Origin of the sequence: Vreelandella profundi, assembly GCF_019722725.1 — a bacterium.
Classification (GTDB): Bacteria; Pseudomonadota; Gammaproteobacteria; order Pseudomonadales; family Halomonadaceae; genus Vreelandella; species Vreelandella profundi.
This window is the reverse complement of record NZ_CP077941.1, coordinates 776191-792263: the sequence shown is the minus strand read 5'-3', so window position 1 is coordinate 792263 and position 16073 is coordinate 776191. Positions and strand designations below refer to the sequence as shown.

Sequence of the window (16073 nt, the reverse complement as noted above, 5' to 3'; positions counted from 1 at the left end):
GGTTACTTCTCCCTAAGCGCGTAGGTAGCCAGCGCATCTCGATTAATTTCAATTCCCAACCCCGGCCCATCAGGAATTGTCATAACGCCCTGACGATGTTCAAGAGCGGTGTGAACAATAGCCTGACGAAAAGGGTTCTCGGTGCGATCAAATTCCATAATGGGCTCAATCGGGTTGCGTCGTGGCGGATTAGGCGCTAAAGCCGCCATAAACTGCAGGCTTGCTGCTAGGCATACCGCCGTTCCCCATACATGCGGCACCAAACGCACGCCGTGCATAGCCGCCATATCTGCCACTCGCCGCATTTCGCTGAAGCCACCCACACCGCAAATATCCGGCTGCAAAATATCTACCGCGCGCCGGGCAAGCGGCTCCTGCATCGCGTAGCGCCCGTGCCAGTTTTCACCACTGGCCACGGGGATCGGCTGGTCGGCCCGAACGGCTTCATAGGTTGCGATTTGCTCTGGCAATACGGGCTCTTCAAACCAGTCGATACCAAACGGCGCGGCGCGGCGACCAACCTCAATGGCTTCTAGGTAGTCATAGCCATGATTGGCATCAATCATCAGACGCATATCAGGCCCGATAGCATCACGTACGGCGGCAATGACGGCCAGATCTTCCTCAACGTCAAAGCCAATTTTAATTTTGACCGCGTGGAAGCCTTCGCGGCGATAACCCGCCACCTCAGCGGCAACATCAGTGACACGATCCACGCCCGCACGCCGGAACGAACCGGTAGCGTAGGCCCGTACGCTGTCTCGAAAACGACCGCCCAGCAGCGTCGAAATAGGCACACCGAAGTGCTTACCCTTAATATCCCACAGCGCTATATCAATACCGCTCAGCGCCGTCATGGTTAAACCACGCTGCCCTTGGTCACGCAGCCGGTTGTAAAGAGAAAGCCAAACCTTCTCCGTTTGTAGCGGGTCTTCACCTATTAACGACTGCGCGTAAACGTCGACAATCGCGGCATTAGGCTTCGCCGGCCCCAAGCACTCGCCCCATCCAATGGTGCCATCGTCACAGATAACCTCCACCAAACAGTGTTGGCGGCGCGAAAAGTGCATCGAGGAACTCTCAAATGCCGTCTCAAGCTGGTAATCAAGTATATGGGTGTTCACAGCAACTACTTTCATAATCGATCTATTCCTTAGCAGCGCAACTTAACGAAGCCTCAGCGGAAAAAGCCTGGTAGCGTCAATGAGATAGCGGGCACATAGGTCACCAGCATTAAGGCAACAAACAGCGCCAAGAAGAACGGCCAAATAGTACGCACCGCCTCTTCAATTTTGATCTTGCCGATCACACAGCCGACAAACAAGCACGCGCCTACTGGGGGCGTACATAAGCCTAGTCCCAGGTTCATCATCATAATGATGCCAAACTGAATCGGGTCCATTCCGAACTGCATAGCCACCGGTAGAAAAATAGGCGTACAGATCAAAATCAAAGCCGCCATGTCCATAATCATCCCCAAAATCAACAAGATGATATTGAGCATAAGAAAAATCACGACCGGCTTATCGGAAATAGCCATCAGGCCTGTCGTCAGCATTTCCGGGACGTTATAGAGCGCGAGCAGGTAGGAGAAGGCCGATGCGCACCCCACTAAGATCATCACTAACGAGGTGGTTTTTACCGACTGAACAACGGCTGCTTTGAACGAGGCCCAGGTCAATTCACGGTAAACCAAGCCGGTCACCACAATGGCATAGATAGCGCCGAAGGCACCTGACTCGGTGACGGTTAGAATACCCGACAGCACGCCACCAACAATAATCACGGCGGTCATCAAACCCGGCAGAGAGGCAAAGAAGCTAATAATTAACGCATTCCAGCCAGGAAATGCTTCGCCTTTATAGCCACGCTTAACTGCGACAACGTAGGCGGCCACAGCAAGACTCAGGCACATCAAAACACCTGGGACAATACCGGCAATAAACAGCTGCGTAACAGAGATGCCGCCACCCGCTGCTACCGCATAAAGAATCATATTATGGCTTGGAGGAATCACCACACCGGCTACCGACGAGGTTACCGTGACGTTCACGGCATAGTCGGCGTCGTAGCCTTTCTCTTTCATTACGGGGATTAGGATAGAACCTAGCGCAGACGTATCCGCGACCGCCGAGCCTGAGATGCCACCAAATAACATAGAAGAACTAATATTAACCATTCCCAAACCACCGCGCACTCTACCCACCATGGCAGAGGCTAAGCGCACAAGACGCGTGGAAATACCACCGTGCATCATTAGCTCGCCGGCAAAGATAAAGAAGGGAATAGCCAGTAATGAAAAAACCGAAATACCGGAAAGAATGCGCTGGAAAGCGACAAACAGAGGCAGGCCTTCATATAAAAACGTCACAACCGCTGCTAAGCCAACGGCAAATGCGACCGGCGCACCGACTAAAAGACCTAGAAAAAATATCCCGAAAAGAATAATAAGACCCATCGTTTATACCCTCTTCACTTTTCGAGTTAGTAAGCGCTGCGCCATATCAGTGGCTGAAAAAAGCATGATTAACACGCCACATATCACCAGAGGAGCCGCACGCCAACTTTCTGACACGCCGAGCATGGGAATAGCTCTTTCTAAGTTGGTCATCACCAACGTCCAACCCTGGAAGGCCATAAACCCACCAAAGAAGAAGATAAAAAGATCTGACAGGTGATGCATTACATCGCGTAAAGGCCCAGAAAACCTTTCACGAATAAAATCAATATTGAGATGGGTATGATGTCTTACGCCCGCCGCTGCGCCCAAGCAGGTGATGTATACAACCAGTACCAGTGCAGCCTGTTCGACCCATGTAGGCGTATTGTTAAGCGCATATCGGCCAAAGACTAACCACCCGAATATAGCAATCAGGATGACTAACAACGTGCCCGCGATAAGAATGCATAGTGCAGCAATGCTATCTAAGGCTCGATCAAGCGTGCCGCTTTCTGCTAAATGCTGATCATCAAGAGGTGGTTCGATTTCGTTACTCACGACACATTCCTTTTAAGCTTCCGGCAGTGATTAGCCGCCGGAAGCACATCAGTAGAAAATCACTCAGCTGCGCGAATTTCCTCGATCAGCTCGCCTGTGCCTGGGTTGTTAGCAATGAAGTTTTCATACATAGGCTCCATAAGCGCCTGGAAAGCAGCCTTATCTTCTACTTCATTGATTTGAACGCCATGATCTAGCACGATTTGACGGCTTTCTTCAGAGCTTTCTACCCAAAGCTCACGCTGGCGTTGAGAAGCTTCCTCGGCGAGGCCACTGATAATGGTTTGATCTTCTTCCGAAAGATCGTCCCAGCTGGCTTTAGCGACACACAAACACTCAGGAATGATCAAGTGTTCGGTTAGCGAGAAGTAATCCGTTGTTTCGTAGTGATTACTTGTTTCAAAAGAGGGGAAATTATTTTCAGCACCATCAAGCACGCCGGTGGTTAAGCTCTGATACACCTCTCCATAGGACATCGGCGTAGCATTACCGCCAAGCGCCTCCATCATCTCAACATAAAGATCATTGTTCATAACGCGAATCTTTAAGCCTTCAACATCTTCAGGAGTGTTAATGGGTCGCTTAGTGTTGTAAATACTACGCGCGCCTGAATCAAACCAGGAAAGCGCAACTAAGCCTTTTTCCTCTAAGGCATCCGCAAAGCGATCGCCAATTTCACCGTCCATTACCGTGTGCATATGTTCAATACTGTTGAACAGGAAAGGTAATGAGAAGACATTGGTTTCTTTAACAATAGGCCCCATCGGTCCCATATTAAAATTGGCAAAATCCAACGCCCCGTTGCGAGTCTGTTCAATAGCGTCTGACTGGTCACCTAACACAGCATTATTGTAAACGCGTGGATTGACGCGCCCTTCCGTTTGCTCAGCCACGGCCTCAGCAAACTCCTCGAGCGCTACCGAGTTAGGATAACCATCTGGATGAATATTCCATCCTCGCCAATCTTCCGCTTGCGCAGGCACCGCAAAGGCTACTAATGCAGCCACGCCAGCGATGGGCGCTAGGGTCTTCAAGGTGCTAGTTTTCATGCTGATATTGGTGCGCATTTCGAACATCCTCTTATTATTAATAATGTTATTAGCGGTCTTATGCAGCAGTGGTTGGTGCTTTGCGGTCACACCTATCGGCGCTTCGACTTTTCAAACACCCGCCTGAGTGGCTTTGTTGTTAGGGACGAATTGGCCACTGAAAGAGCAGACAACAACCGTTGCCCGACCAGCCGACCCTACGTAATACATCATACAACATAGAAGATAAGTACCATCCGACCATGGCGCAAGCAGAACTAACGAAATTTAAACCAAAGTATCAGTCTGACAAATATGCTGTGACGTTAAAAACCTAAAACCAACAGAGCGCAACCAACAGCTCTAAAATATGAGGGGATTACCCGCTATTGGGTATACGGCCATGGCATGATTGCACACTGGGTGGTGATTCGCTGGGCAAGTATCTACCGCGGGGCCATATCTCAGGCCCCTAAGTTTATCTTTAGAACTATTTTTAGCGAACCAGAGCCGGTCGCTTAGGATCAAACTCCCATCCTGGCACAAGATACTGCATGGCCATTGCGTCGTTTCGCTGAGTTACATCCAGCGTTTTATATAGGCGATGCGCTTCCATTAGCTTATCTTCGTCAAGCTCAACACCAAGACCCGGCGTGGTCGGAACGTCTAGCTTTCCATCACGGATGAGGAAAGGATGTTTAGTGATACGCTGGCCATCTTGCCAAATCCAGTGAGTATCAATCGCCGTAATATCGCCAGGGCAAGCCGCGGCAACGTGCGTCATCATCGCTAATGAAATATCAAAGTGATTGTTACTATGCGATCCCCACGTCATTCCCCACTCGTGGCACAGCTCGCCAACTTTCACAGCGCCTTGCATCGTCCAGAAGTGACAATCGGCCAAGGGGATGTCCACCGCATTCAATTGAACGGCGTACTGGAGCTGCTTGAAATCAGTCGCGATCATGTTAGTGGCTGTTGCTAAGCCAGTACGCTTCTTAAACTCTGCCATGGTCTCGCGCCCTGAATAGCTTTCTTCCTGGCCACAGGGGTCTTCTGCATAGCTCAGCAAGTGCTTGATCGGCTCTAGAATTCGCACAGCGTCATCAAGCTTCCAAGCGCCGTTAGGGTCAAGCGTCAGACGCGCATCAGGGAAGGCGTCGTGCAGCGCGCGGATGCAGTCGGCTTCGTCTTCACCGCTTAACACCCCGCCCTTTAGTTTGAAATCTTTAAAGCCATAGCGCTCATAGGCTGCTTTGGCTAAATTGACAACGGCGTCTGGCGTCAGCGCTTCTTGGTAGCGTATTTCGTCCCAACGGTCTTGGGGGTTCTGCGCCTGAAGATAGGGTAAGTCTGTCTTGCCGGGGTCGCCTAACAAGAATAGATAGCCCAGCACATCGACTTGGTCGCGTTGGCGCCCATACTGGCCAAGCAAATCTGCCACGGGTAGCTGCAGCGCCTGGCCATAGAGATCCAGCAGGGCAGATTCGATGCCGGTAATAACATGCACCGCAACGCGTAAGTCGAAGGTCTGGCGGCCCCGCTCTTCACGTCCATTTTGAGCGAGCAACAGACGTACTTGATTAAGTGTTTGCTTAATATTATTGATAGGTGAGCCTTCCACTAACGCACGGCACTGCGCTAGCCCGCTCATTATGCCGGCGCTGGAAGGAATTTCACCAACCCCTTTATTACCCGCCGTATCTTCGAGGATAACCACACAGCGGATAAAATAGGGCGCATGTCCGCCGCTCAAATTAAGTAAAAAACCGTCGTAGCCTGCAACAGGGACAACCCGCATTGTTTTAATTTTTGCAAACATAAATACATACCTAATTAGTTAACGTTACCGACCAGAGATTGCATAAATGTCTTAAGTCACCGGTGCGGGATTAAACAACACCAGATCATTATGAATACCTAGCCGATCGGCGGCGGCCTGCTTACGACCACTGGCAACATCAAGAATTAGATGAAACAGCTCCCAGCCAACCTCTTCGATACTGGCATCACCCGTGGCAATGGAGCCTGCATCCAGGTCGATAATGTCATGCCAGCGACGCCCCAAATGAGAATTTGTAGCCACTTTAAGCACTGGCACCATGGCTAATCCATAAGGCGTACCGCGCCCCGTGGTGAATACCTGTAAGTTCATTCCAGCGGCTAGCTGCAGGGTTCCACAAATGAAGTCGCTCGCGGGCGTGGCCGCAAAGGTCAGCCCTTTTCGGCGCAGGCGTTCACCCGGGCCGATCACGTCAACAATGGGCGAATTACCCGATTTGATGACAGAGCCTAATGCTTTTTCAACCACATTACTGAGGCCGCCCTTTTTGTTGCCGGGCGATGGGTTAGCGCTGCGATCCGCCTGTCCTTGAGACAGATAATCATCGTACCAGGCCATTTGCTCAATCAGCGCCCTGCCCACGTCTTCGTTGATAGCACGGGGAGTCAGCAGATGGATGGCATCGCGCACTTCGGTCACTTCCGAAAACATAACGCTACCGCCGGCTCGCACGATCAGATCAGTCGCAAAGCCGACCGCAGGATTTGCGGTAACACCTGAGAAGGCATCGCTGCCACCACACTGCATGCCAACGACTAAGTCTGATGCCGGGCACGTTTCCCGCTGGCGACGATTGAGCCGCTCTAGATGCCGCTCAGCCATGTCTAAAATGCCCGCGACCATCTCTCCAAACCCCTGAAAGCTTTCATCTTGAAGGCTCAGCACATTGGCTTCAGGGTCAGCAGCCTCGGTGTTCTCATAAATTTTGACGGGCCGATCATCGAGCAGCGTGGAAGGCTGCAGTTTCTCGCAGCCTAGGCCAATGATCATGACCTCGTTGCCAAAGTTTGGGTTCAAGGCGATGTTTTTAAGTGTACGAATTGGCACGATGGCCGCCGGTGCATTGATAGCCACACCACAGCCATAGCTATGATTCAGCCCCACGACGTCGTCTACGTTGGGAAAGCGTGGCAGCAGCTCGCGCCTGATACGCTGCACCACGTAGTCGACGGTGCCAGCAACACACTGAACGCTGGTGCTAATGCCGAGTACGTTTTTGGTACCAACGCTGCCATCCGGGTTGCGAAAACCTTCAAAGGTATAGCCGCAGAGCGGCTCAGCGACCGGCGCCTGACGCGTCGCCAGCGGTAGCTCGTCGAGAGCGGGTGCTACGGGCATGCGCATATTTGTCTCATTAACATGACTACCGCGAGAAATAGCGGTTTCCGCATTACCGATAACTTCACCATAGCGAACGACTTGATCGCCTTCAGCTAAGTCCACCAGAGCCACCTTGTGGCCCTGAGGAATCGGCATGGTCGTGATGCACCCCTCTTCGACCAGAGCACCTTCGGCAAGACCGCCGTGCTCAATAACAATGGCAACATTGTCACTTGGATGTACTTTAATTACGCGAGCGCTAGTCATTGTCTGTGTCATGGTGTTTTCCAAAGTAGATTATTTGTTGTCGGCGGCTTGGCTCAATTCCATCTTTTGCCTGGCGCGAGACTTAAATCCCATGATGATCGAGAAAACGACGGAGGCCGCGATTAACCCCCAAAGCACCATTGCAATCGGACTTTTGGTAAAGAAGATGGAGTAAGTGCCAAAAGATTCGAGGCTTTTAACAAAGTAGACTTCTATCTGGCTTCCCAAGATAAAGCCGATGATAAGCGGAGCAACTTCTAAACCGATTTTCTGAATCACATAGCCCAATACGCCAAAGATAAGCAGCGTCCATACATCGAACATAATGCCGTAATTAATCGCATAAGCGCCGACCACGCACATCATGACAATGATGGGATAGAGAATATGTTTGGGTACCATTACCACCTTGGCAATGTATTTAATGGCATAGAACATTAAGAAGAACATGACGATATTGGCAAATATTAGTGCCGTCATCATGACGTACCACGTCTCGGTATTTTCTGGGATAAACAGCGGCCCTACTTGAATACCCTGGAGAGTAAAAGCACCAATAAGCACCGCCGTCGTGGCGTCACCAGGAATACCTAGCGACAGCAGCGGAATAAGCGCACCGCCGGTTAACGCATTGTTAGCTGACTCAGAGGCGATCAATCCTTGAGGTGCGCCTTTACCCATTTGAGAAGAGTCGCGCGCCAGATTTTTCTCCTGGGTATAGGCCAATACCGATGCAGCACTGCCGCCAACACCCGGCAATATGCCAATAAACGTGCCGATAAAAGAGGAGCGCGTTAAATTCACAAAGCTACCTTTGAAGATCGACAGAGAAAAGGGGCTCTGTTTGCCAACCTTCATACGCTCGTTGTTACTCACATCGCTACGAACGCCTTTTTCAGCGTCTAGCAAAATCGCGGATATACCAAAAATACCGATCAATACCGGAAGCAGTGAAAATCCTTCAAATAAGTAAGGCTCCATAAAGTCGAACATCAACCGGGTATGGCCATTACCGCCGTCTGAAATACTGTAGTCGCCAATCAAACTAAGCCAGATGCCAATCACACCGCTGAAGATACCCACCAGCATGCTGTTTGAAAGAGAGGCTATAACGCTCAAAGCCAATAGAATAATGAGAAACTTCTCTACATAAGAGAACTTAATCGAAAAATCTGCTAGCACAGGAGCAAAAAGAAACAGCACGGCGGCACTAATAAGGCCACCAACGACAGAAGCAACAACACAGATTCGTAGCGCCTTTTCACCCTCGCCTTTGCGGGCCATCGGGTAGCCGTCAAACGTGGTGGTAATAGACGATGGCGTGCCCGGGATATTGAGCAGCACGGCAGGCACCATGCCGCCAGAAATACCGCCTACATAGAGACCCAGAAGTAGCGCTAAACCGTAGTTAAGCCCTAACGCATAGGTCAGCGGTAAACAAACGGCGACGGCCATCGTCGCCGTCATGCCGGGAATAGCGCCGAAGATGATACCAACTAGCGTTCCAAATCCGACGAGAAGAAAAAAATTAAGGTCGAGCAGTGACAGAAATTCCATGGCGGTACTCGCTTAGGTCACGGTAACGTGATGGTGAACAGCTTGGCGAGAACGAACCAGGCTAAACTAGGGGCGACAACAGCATTAATGACGATGATGGTCACTGACCTTTTCGTCCACTCATGCACATACAGAAGTGACATAAGAAGCACGAAAGCCATTGAGACAAATAGAAAGCCATAGCCCGTATACGGGAAAAGATCGCCTACGACGGCCATCAGGTAAAAATACGCCGCTATAAGGATAAGAGTGCCAAAAAAACGCAAGCGATCCATCGGCTCACCGACGATCGGTAGAGTCCGCTCGCCTCGTTTCACAGCCACTAAAAAAGGCGCTACCTTGGTTAACAAAATCAGGGCAAACAGGCCACCCATCATCCAGTGGATAATTCTCGGAAAGAATAAGTGGGAGGTCTCGAAATCTATCGAAACGTTTAATAAACTGGTTAGACCTGACTCCATACTAGCTCCAGACATTGATGGGCCGCATGCTTATCATTCTCGGCATACAAAAAGCTAGCGGCTTTAAGCCGCTAGCTTCACCGCGTTTAATTAATGTTATTAATGATTTCTTCGTAACGAGACATTTTATCGTGCAAGTACTCAGTCGCTTCTTCTGAAGGCTTAAAGTCGGGGATAAAGAAAGAGTTCTGTAGGACTTCTTGAATTTCTCCTTCCGCATAGATTTCAGCAAGCGCTTCGTCAATCTGGCTTACGATGCCTGCGTCCATATCTTTGTTGTAAAGAAAGAAGAACTCTTTATCGAAGGTAAAGCTCTCGTCTTCAGCCGCGTCGCCCCCCATCGTCACATGGACGTTAGGCTCAACATACTCAAGCAACTGCTCTCGAGTGGTTTGACCTAATCCCTCTTCATTGGCTTGCTCAATCGTGCTCTGACGAGCCGTTAGCCAGATAAACCGCATGGCTTTCTGATCATCTTCAGGCAAGCGTGTGTACTGCTCATTGGCCTGAACGCTGCCATTGATCACATCGGCTTGGCCATCGAAAAGCTGCTGATTTTTATCGGACTGAGAGCCGGTATTGACGGCAACCAAGTTATCTTCTTGCCCCGGATGCTCGATAGCAATCGCGTTTTTCAAGGCACTAAAGCCGATCTCAGAAACACCACCAGGCTGAATCGCAACGCGAACCGTCTCGCCACTGCCTACCGCCGCGATAATGTCATCAAGCGTTTCATAAGGAGAGTCCTTAGGCACTAGATAGGCATTACCCGGATTAATCGAGATCGTGGGGCCAATGATGTACTTCTCGAAAACATCGTCATATCCCTGGACACCATAGAGATGCCCAAGGTATGACTGGTCATGAAAGATCATCAACGTATTGCCGCGAGAGTCCCTATCCAGGGTACGAAAAGCGGAGCTTGCCCCAACCGCATCTACCTTCATGTTGAGATCAAGGCGCTCAGCTAATCGGTCAACGACAATGCTGGCATTTTGATAGGTATCGCCCCCGGTAGACGTAGAGCCAATCACCACCCTAATGTTACCGCGGAGCTGGCCCTCTTGAGCCATGACAACCCCAGAATGGATGGCCAGTGCTGCTAGCACTGTAGCTGAGCCAACGGTTGCAACCACCTTCTTAGATATCATCATCAGTTAACCTCTTGCGTGCATTATTGATTTATTGTCACTTAGTGGTTATCACTTCTTAACACGATCAATGAGTTTCTCTAGCTCTTTACATTCAGCAGAAGAAGGCATAACCAACGGTGCTCGTACATCGCCTGCTGGGCGACCTATTAGGGCAGCGCCGGCTTTAACCAAGCTGACGGCATAGCCTGCTTTTTGATCACGTAAGTCTACAAACGGAATGAAGAAGTCGTTGGTGATTTGTTTAACAACGTCTTTATTTCCTTTACGCAATTCCTTATAGAAGGTAACGGCCATATCAGGCACGAAGTTGAACACCGCAGAGGAGTAAGTATTCACGCCAATAGAGAGATAGGCTTCAGCAAAGATTTCAGCCGTAGGAACACCGCCGATGTAGGACAGGCGATCGCCAACCGTTTTGATAATTTTGTTTAACGACTGAATGTCGCCTTTGCCATCTTTCAAGCCAATCAGATTGGGGCAAAGATCGGCGAGCCGCTGAACAGAAGGAGCCGTCATAATACCGTTGCCGCGATTGTAATAAATCACGTTTAACTCAGTAGAATCACACACCTGGCGTGCATATTCGACCAAGCCGTCCTGCGGGCACTCGGTAAGGTACGGAGGCATTAAGAGAATGCCATCAGCGCCCGCTTCTTCTGCCGCCTTTGCAAACGCAACGCCTGCTTCAACGCTCAACCCAGCGCTAGCAATAACCGGCAGGCGGCCGTCAATGACCTCAACCGCAACGCGAACAATCTCACGATACTCATCAAGCGAAAGGCTAAAAAACTCGCCCGTGCCGCCGGCTACGAAAACGGCCGAGATTTCATGGCTGATAAACCATTCAAGCCGCTTACGGTAGCTCGCTTCATCAAAGCGACCCTGGCTATCAAAATCGGTAATGGGGAATGATAGTAGGCCGTCACCGATGGCATTCGTCACTGCTTCTTTTGAAAATTTCACGTTGTACCCTCTTTTTTATAAATGCGTTGACCCCTGGGTGAGCAAGCACCATCGAGCTGCCTAACGCCTAATGTAATACATCATACAACCATGAAGATAAGTATCACGAGAGCCGGACGCAAGCAGAACTATCGAAATTTAAACCAAAGTAGTAGTCGCAAGCAGTCATCACGTTTTTTATCATTCGTCTACCAAAATCATTGGCATGGATACCCATCACCAGCAACAGATCAGGCCAAACGCTTAATTAGTGACGACACCCTTGTCATTTCTAATGCCCAATGTAAACGCCCGCATCTTAGCGTTAGCGCTAAGATGCGGGACGAGTAAAGGAAGTTGTTCTTATTACTTAATGGCCAAATTCAAGCATTAAGCCTCGGCTTCTTGCGAAGAATCAGATAAGCGAACAAGACGGTCAATACCAGAAACGCTAGGCTATCGGGACTCGTCAGGAAGATGATCGGGTTACCGTCATTAAATGACAAAGATCGCCGCAAATACTGCTCTAAATCCGGACCTAATATGAAGCCCAGCAGCATGGCCACCACGGAGTAGTTGTGCTTGCGCAAAAAGAAAGCTAAAACGCCGAAGATTAGTGCCAGGAACATCTGGAAAATGGAGAATGTGGCTACGTAACTGCCGACAAGCGCCACTACTGCAATAGAGCTGTAGAGCAGACCACGAGAAATCGAGACAATACGAATAAAATACGGCCCAAATAGGAATAGCGTCAGCGGGATAAGAATCAACGCACTCACAAACAAAGAAGCAAACATAGGTGCAATCAGGTCAGCCTGCTGTTCGATAAGGCGAGGACCAGGCTGTAAGCCATTGATCACCAGAACACCAAGCACGATAGCCGTTGTCGGATCCCCCGGAATACCAAACATCAGCATGGGCACGAAGGCTCCTCCACACATGGAGTTGTTCGCTGATTCAGCCGATGCGATCCCTTCGCGGCTACCATGCCCATACTCTTCAGGCTTCTTAGAGCCACGCTTGGCATCAGCATAGGCAACAAACGCCGCCATTGATCCACCGGCGCCGGGCAGAATACCAATGGCATAACCTATGAAAGCACTCTTCAAATAGGTAAAAAAGCCAATTTCACGGACCTCAGACCAGGGCGGAATAAAATCGCGACGGCGAATTTTAAGCGCTTTGGCACGATGAAGCGTATCGTCAAGAGAAAGGTTCCAGTTTTGAGCCTGAACGAGCAGTTCGCTCACCGCAAACGCACCAATAACCACGGGCATCAAACCGATGCCTTCGACCAACAGCTCAGTGCCAAAGTTGAAGCGCGGGATTGGCTGAAGCACGTCAATACCCACGGTAGCTAACATAATGCCCAGCGTAGTCGCCACAATCCCTTTAGCGATAGCGCCTTTATCGACAATGATAATGACCACCAGCGCAAAGAGAACAAGCGAAAACTTCCCGGGCGTGCGAATCAGTAACGCTAACTCGCCTGCAATCGGCATAAACGCCATCAGCAATAGCGCACCAACCGCCCCGCCGATCATTGAGCCCAATGCCGCATGGCCTAGCGCATTGGCACCCTGCCCCTTCAACATTAGAGCATTGCCTTCTACGGCCGTCATCATTGAGGACGGCGCGCCGGGGATATTAATGGTTGTGGCCGTTATGCTCCCTGAATACATCCCCGCCATAAATATTGAGGCACACATAACCAGTGCTGGGACAACATCAATCGTATACGTAATAGGTAATAGCAGCGCGATGGCCAATACTGAGGTAAGACCAGGCATCGCACCAAAAAATGTGCCAATCAAAAAACCGGCAATCATGAAGCCAAGAACTTCCCAACTCATAAGCGCGCCAAAACCGCCCAGAAAACTGACAAAAGTATCCATCAGAATCCCCCTAGCATTGGCGGCAGACGTACGCCAAAAATACCGGCAAACAGGCCGTAAAAGACAGTCGTCACGGCAATGACATAAAGCGCGAATACAGCGGGACGCTTCCGCTCAAAGTCAAAAATCACAAACAGTGCCACCACAAATCCCAGCGTAGCGGGTATATAACCTAAAGGACGAAAAACGGCGATATAAACTGCCGTCGCCACCACAATCATTAACGGCCTGAGAAAAGAGTTATTCGCAGACACTTCCACATCTTTGCGCCACTCGCCCACCAACACAGCCACCAGTGCGATGTACATGACGATGGCCATAAGGATCGGCATAAAGCGTGGCCCTACGATGGTGTCACCACCAAACTGCGAGCGAATGCTCAATGCCTCTGCTAAATAGACCGTGGTCAATATCAGCAAAAAGACGGGGAACAGCACTGCCGATTTTTTGAATCGCTCGACGTTGTTCATTGACGCAGAACCCTTTGAGTGAATGGATAGTGGCATCGAAATCGATGCCACACGATGCTCAATACTAATTACTTGGACATGACGCCCGCTTCAACCAGCGCATCCATTTCGCCAAATAATGATTCGGCTGTTTCTTCAGCCCACGGCGTTACTTCATCGATACCCAACCAGTTGGGTGTCACGCCCACATTAGCCACCCACTCCTGAAATTCATCGCTGTCGAATGCCGTTTTGTAAGCATTTTCCAGGGCCACAAGGGCTTCTTCGGAGGTGTCTGCTGGCGCGGCAAAAACAATGAAGCTACCAATTTGCAGGTCTATGCCTTCTTCAGCCGACGTTGGAACATCAGGATAGGTAGGATTCTCCACATCAGTGAATTCGACCAACCCACGCACGGTGCCGTCTTCAATAAGATTTGAAAAATCGCCCAGGCTGGTCAGCGCAACATCAACCTCGTCGGACAAAATGGCTTCTTTCTGCGGGGCTGCCCCGCCTGGGTAAGAAACAATTCTGAACTCAGCGCCGGTTAAATCCTGCAGCTGCAAGATAGCTAAGTGGATGCGTCCGCCCAGGTTTTGGATGGCGACGCGTATCTCGCCTGGATTTTCTTTGGCTGCCTCGATCAGGTCGTGGATCGACTCATAGTCGGAATCCGCATCAACCACGATGGCATCGGGTTCACTCGTTACTCGAGCAATCAATTTCAATTTATCAACATCATAACTCGGCAGCATGGCCTGCCAGGGCACCGTCACGAGGCTATCGTAGGTCAAGGCACCAATGGTGTAACCATCTGCACGAGCGTTCATTAACTGCCCGGTTCCAGTAGCGCTAACGCCGCCTTCAATATTCTCCACGTACATAGAAACATCGAAGCTATCCTCGGCAATGCTGGTCAGCTTACGGACGATACCATCGGTACCGCCGCCGGCCCCCCAAGGCACAATCACGCGAATATCACGTTCAGGATAATCAGCGAGCACAGTTCCAGACATCGAGGATAAAGCGACAGCACCAGCCAACGTCAACAGGGACCTCTTGTTTTTATACATAGTGTCTACTCCTTGTGCACATACTCGTAAAAAATGGCTCGGTATGCGTTTTTAAGTAACCCCCTCTTGAGAATGAAAGCCCTCAATTAGCAAGCAAACAAACAAACGCAAAAGGGATTATGAAAACTGCTTTTCCAGCATCTTTGATAAACGCAAGACAGGCGAGAACGACGTGAATTTTAATGTAATACATCATACAACCATGAAGATAAGTATCACGAGAGCATGGTGCAAGCAGAACTGTCTAAATCTAAACCAAAGTAGTAGACCAAAACCGACAATGACCATTGTGGTTAGATATGAACGACCCAATCCGCCCTAAACAGCGCTGGGATGAACTCATCGGGATAACCACCGGGATTGGCAAGAACACGAGTACCGTTACGCAACATATCGACCGGCTCATGAACATGCCCATGAATCCAAACATCCATCCTGCCCATTAAATGAGGAAGGTGAGAGGCAAAGGCGGGGGAAAGATCATCGCCTATATATTGACCGGGAATGCAGTCGTGAAGCGGCGCATGATGGCTGATCACCACCCGGGGGCCGTCAAACGGCTGGGCAAGCTCCCCTTCAAGCCAATGGCGCGCTTCACTATGCAGCTGGCAGCTTTCTTCAGGCGTATAAATGCGGTCTGGCGCAGCTTGGACGATGCGAAAATCAGGCATGTAGCGTAGCGCTTTAGACACGCTATCAACCTTATTTTTTGTCGGGTCATCGGCGTAAAGCGCAAAATCGGTCCATAGCGTGGTGCCGTAAAAGCGCACGCCGTTCAACGTAACGCTACGATTATCCAGCAGTTCAATCTCAAGCCGCTCGGCTTCCAATGCCAATTCCTCACGCAGCAATGGCAGGCAGGTATTATAGAACTCGTGATTACCGGGCACGTAGATAATGGGCATGTTTGGAAAACGACGTCGAGCCCAGGCAAGCCCTTCACACTGGCGGTGTATATCGCCCGCCAGGATAACCACATCAGCCTCAATCTCAGGCAATGCTCGGTATCCATCAAAGTACTCCAGATGTAAATCAGACAAAACACGCAGGCGCATTGACTCTCCTTTGGCTCGTCGCTCAGGGCTT

General features: G+C 50.2%; 14 protein-coding genes. All 14 read right to left on the bottom strand.

Annotated features, from left to right (window positions below; genetic code table 11):
- Positions 1 to 2 precede the first annotated feature (2 nt).
- On the bottom strand, positions 3 to 1139 hold the full coding sequence (locus tag KUO20_RS03685; RefSeq protein ID WP_235041560.1) for a mandelate racemase/muconate lactonizing enzyme family protein: 1137 nt from the start codon (positions 1137 to 1139) through the stop codon (positions 3 to 5).
- Between the two features lie 38 nt (positions 1140 to 1177).
- Positions 1178 to 2458, bottom strand: a complete 1281-nt coding sequence (locus KUO20_RS03680; protein WP_235041559.1) for a TRAP transporter large permease — start codon at positions 2456 to 2458, stop codon at positions 1178 to 1180.
- A 3-nt stretch (positions 2459 to 2461) separates the two neighbouring features.
- Positions 2462 to 2998 (bottom strand): TRAP transporter small permease, encoded by a 537-nt coding sequence (locus KUO20_RS03675; protein WP_235041558.1) that lies wholly within the window; start codon positions 2996 to 2998, stop codon positions 2462 to 2464.
- Between the two features lie 59 nt (positions 2999 to 3057).
- Positions 3058 to 4065 (bottom strand): TRAP transporter substrate-binding protein, encoded by a 1008-nt coding sequence (locus KUO20_RS03670; RefSeq protein WP_235041557.1) that lies wholly within the window; start codon positions 4063 to 4065, stop codon positions 3058 to 3060.
- A 457-nt stretch (positions 4066 to 4522) separates the two neighbouring features.
- Positions 4523 to 5848, bottom strand: a complete 1326-nt coding sequence (locus KUO20_RS03665) for a glucarate dehydratase family protein (protein ID WP_235041556.1) — start codon at positions 5846 to 5848, stop codon at positions 4523 to 4525.
- 51 nt (positions 5849 to 5899) lie between these two features.
- A complete protein-coding gene (gene garD / locus KUO20_RS03660; protein WP_235041555.1) occupies positions 5900 to 7468 on the bottom strand; it encodes a galactarate dehydratase in 1569 nt (522 codons plus the stop codon).
- An 18-nt stretch (positions 7469 to 7486) separates the two neighbouring features.
- Positions 7487 to 9013, bottom strand: coding sequence for a tripartite tricarboxylate transporter permease (locus tag KUO20_RS03655; RefSeq protein ID WP_235041554.1), 1527 nt, complete (start codon positions 9011 to 9013; stop codon positions 7487 to 7489).
- A gap of 17 nt (positions 9014 to 9030) precedes the next feature.
- Positions 9031 to 9474: a tripartite tricarboxylate transporter gene (locus tag KUO20_RS03650; protein ID WP_235041553.1), complete on the bottom strand. Its 444-nt coding sequence runs from the start codon at positions 9472 to 9474 to the stop codon at positions 9031 to 9033.
- 86 nt (positions 9475 to 9560) lie between these two features.
- Positions 9561 to 10628 carry a type 2 periplasmic-binding domain-containing protein gene (locus tag KUO20_RS03645; protein ID WP_235041552.1) on the bottom strand — a complete coding sequence of 356 codons (1068 nt, stop codon included), beginning with the start codon at positions 10626 to 10628 and terminating at the stop codon, positions 9561 to 9563.
- 48 nt (positions 10629 to 10676) lie between these two features.
- Positions 10677 to 11591, bottom strand: a complete 915-nt coding sequence (kdgD, locus tag KUO20_RS03640) for a 5-dehydro-4-deoxyglucarate dehydratase (RefSeq protein WP_235041551.1) — start codon at positions 11589 to 11591, stop codon at positions 10677 to 10679.
- Positions 11592 to 11953: 362 nt separating this feature from the next.
- Complete coding sequence (locus tag KUO20_RS03635) at positions 11954 to 13465, bottom strand: tripartite tricarboxylate transporter permease (RefSeq protein ID WP_235041550.1); 1512 nt, start codon at positions 13463 to 13465, stop codon at positions 11954 to 11956.
- The gene (locus tag KUO20_RS03630) at positions 13465 to 13935 is read right to left on the bottom strand and encodes a tripartite tricarboxylate transporter TctB family protein (RefSeq protein ID WP_235041549.1); all 471 of its coding nucleotides are present in this window, start codon (positions 13933 to 13935) and stop codon (positions 13465 to 13467) included. The genes KUO20_RS03635 and KUO20_RS03630 overlap by 1 nt, the downstream gene beginning before the upstream one ends.
- 68 nt (positions 13936 to 14003) lie before the next feature.
- A complete protein-coding gene (locus KUO20_RS03625) occupies positions 14004 to 14987 on the bottom strand; it encodes a Bug family tripartite tricarboxylate transporter substrate binding protein (protein ID WP_235041548.1) in 984 nt (327 codons plus the stop codon).
- A 293-nt stretch (positions 14988 to 15280) separates the two neighbouring features.
- On the bottom strand, positions 15281 to 16042 hold the full coding sequence (locus KUO20_RS03620; RefSeq protein ID WP_235041547.1) for a metallophosphoesterase: 762 nt from the start codon (positions 16040 to 16042) through the stop codon (positions 15281 to 15283).
- Positions 16043 to 16073 lie beyond the last annotated feature (31 nt).

Coding starts and splice junctions, on each gene's coding strand:
- KUO20_RS03685 (WP_235041560.1), bottom strand. CDS start 1,139: ATGAAAGTAGTTGCTGTGAACACCCATATACTTGATTACCAGCTTGAG.
- KUO20_RS03680 (WP_235041559.1), bottom strand. CDS start 2,458: ATGGGTCTTATTATTCTTTTCGGGATATTTTTTCTAGGTCTTTTAGTC.
- KUO20_RS03670 (WP_235041557.1), bottom strand. CDS start 4,065: ATGCGCACCAATATCAGCATGAAAACTAGCACCTTGAAGACCCTAGCG.
- KUO20_RS03665 (WP_235041556.1), bottom strand. CDS start 5,848: ATGTTTGCAAAAATTAAAACAATGCGGGTTGTCCCTGTTGCAGGCTAC.
- garD (WP_235041555.1), bottom strand. CDS start 7,468: ATGACACAGACAATGACTAGCGCTCGCGTAATTAAAGTACATCCAAGT.
- KUO20_RS03655 (WP_235041554.1), bottom strand. CDS start 9,013: ATGGAATTTCTGTCACTGCTCGACCTTAATTTTTTTCTTCTCGTCGGA.
- KUO20_RS03650 (WP_235041553.1), bottom strand. CDS start 9,474: ATGGAGTCAGGTCTAACCAGTTTATTAAACGTTTCGATAGATTTCGAG.
- KUO20_RS03645 (WP_235041552.1), bottom strand. CDS start 10,628: ATGATGATATCTAAGAAGGTGGTTGCAACCGTTGGCTCAGCTACAGTG.
- KUO20_RS03635 (WP_235041550.1), bottom strand. CDS start 13,465: ATGGATACTTTTGTCAGTTTTCTGGGCGGTTTTGGCGCGCTTATGAGT.
- KUO20_RS03630 (WP_235041549.1), bottom strand. CDS start 13,935: ATGAACAACGTCGAGCGATTCAAAAAATCGGCAGTGCTGTTCCCCGTC.
- KUO20_RS03625 (WP_235041548.1), bottom strand. CDS start 14,987: ATGTATAAAAACAAGAGGTCCCTGTTGACGTTGGCTGGTGCTGTCGCT.
- KUO20_RS03620 (WP_235041547.1), bottom strand. CDS start 16,042: ATGCGCCTGCGTGTTTTGTCTGATTTACATCTGGAGTACTTTGATGGA.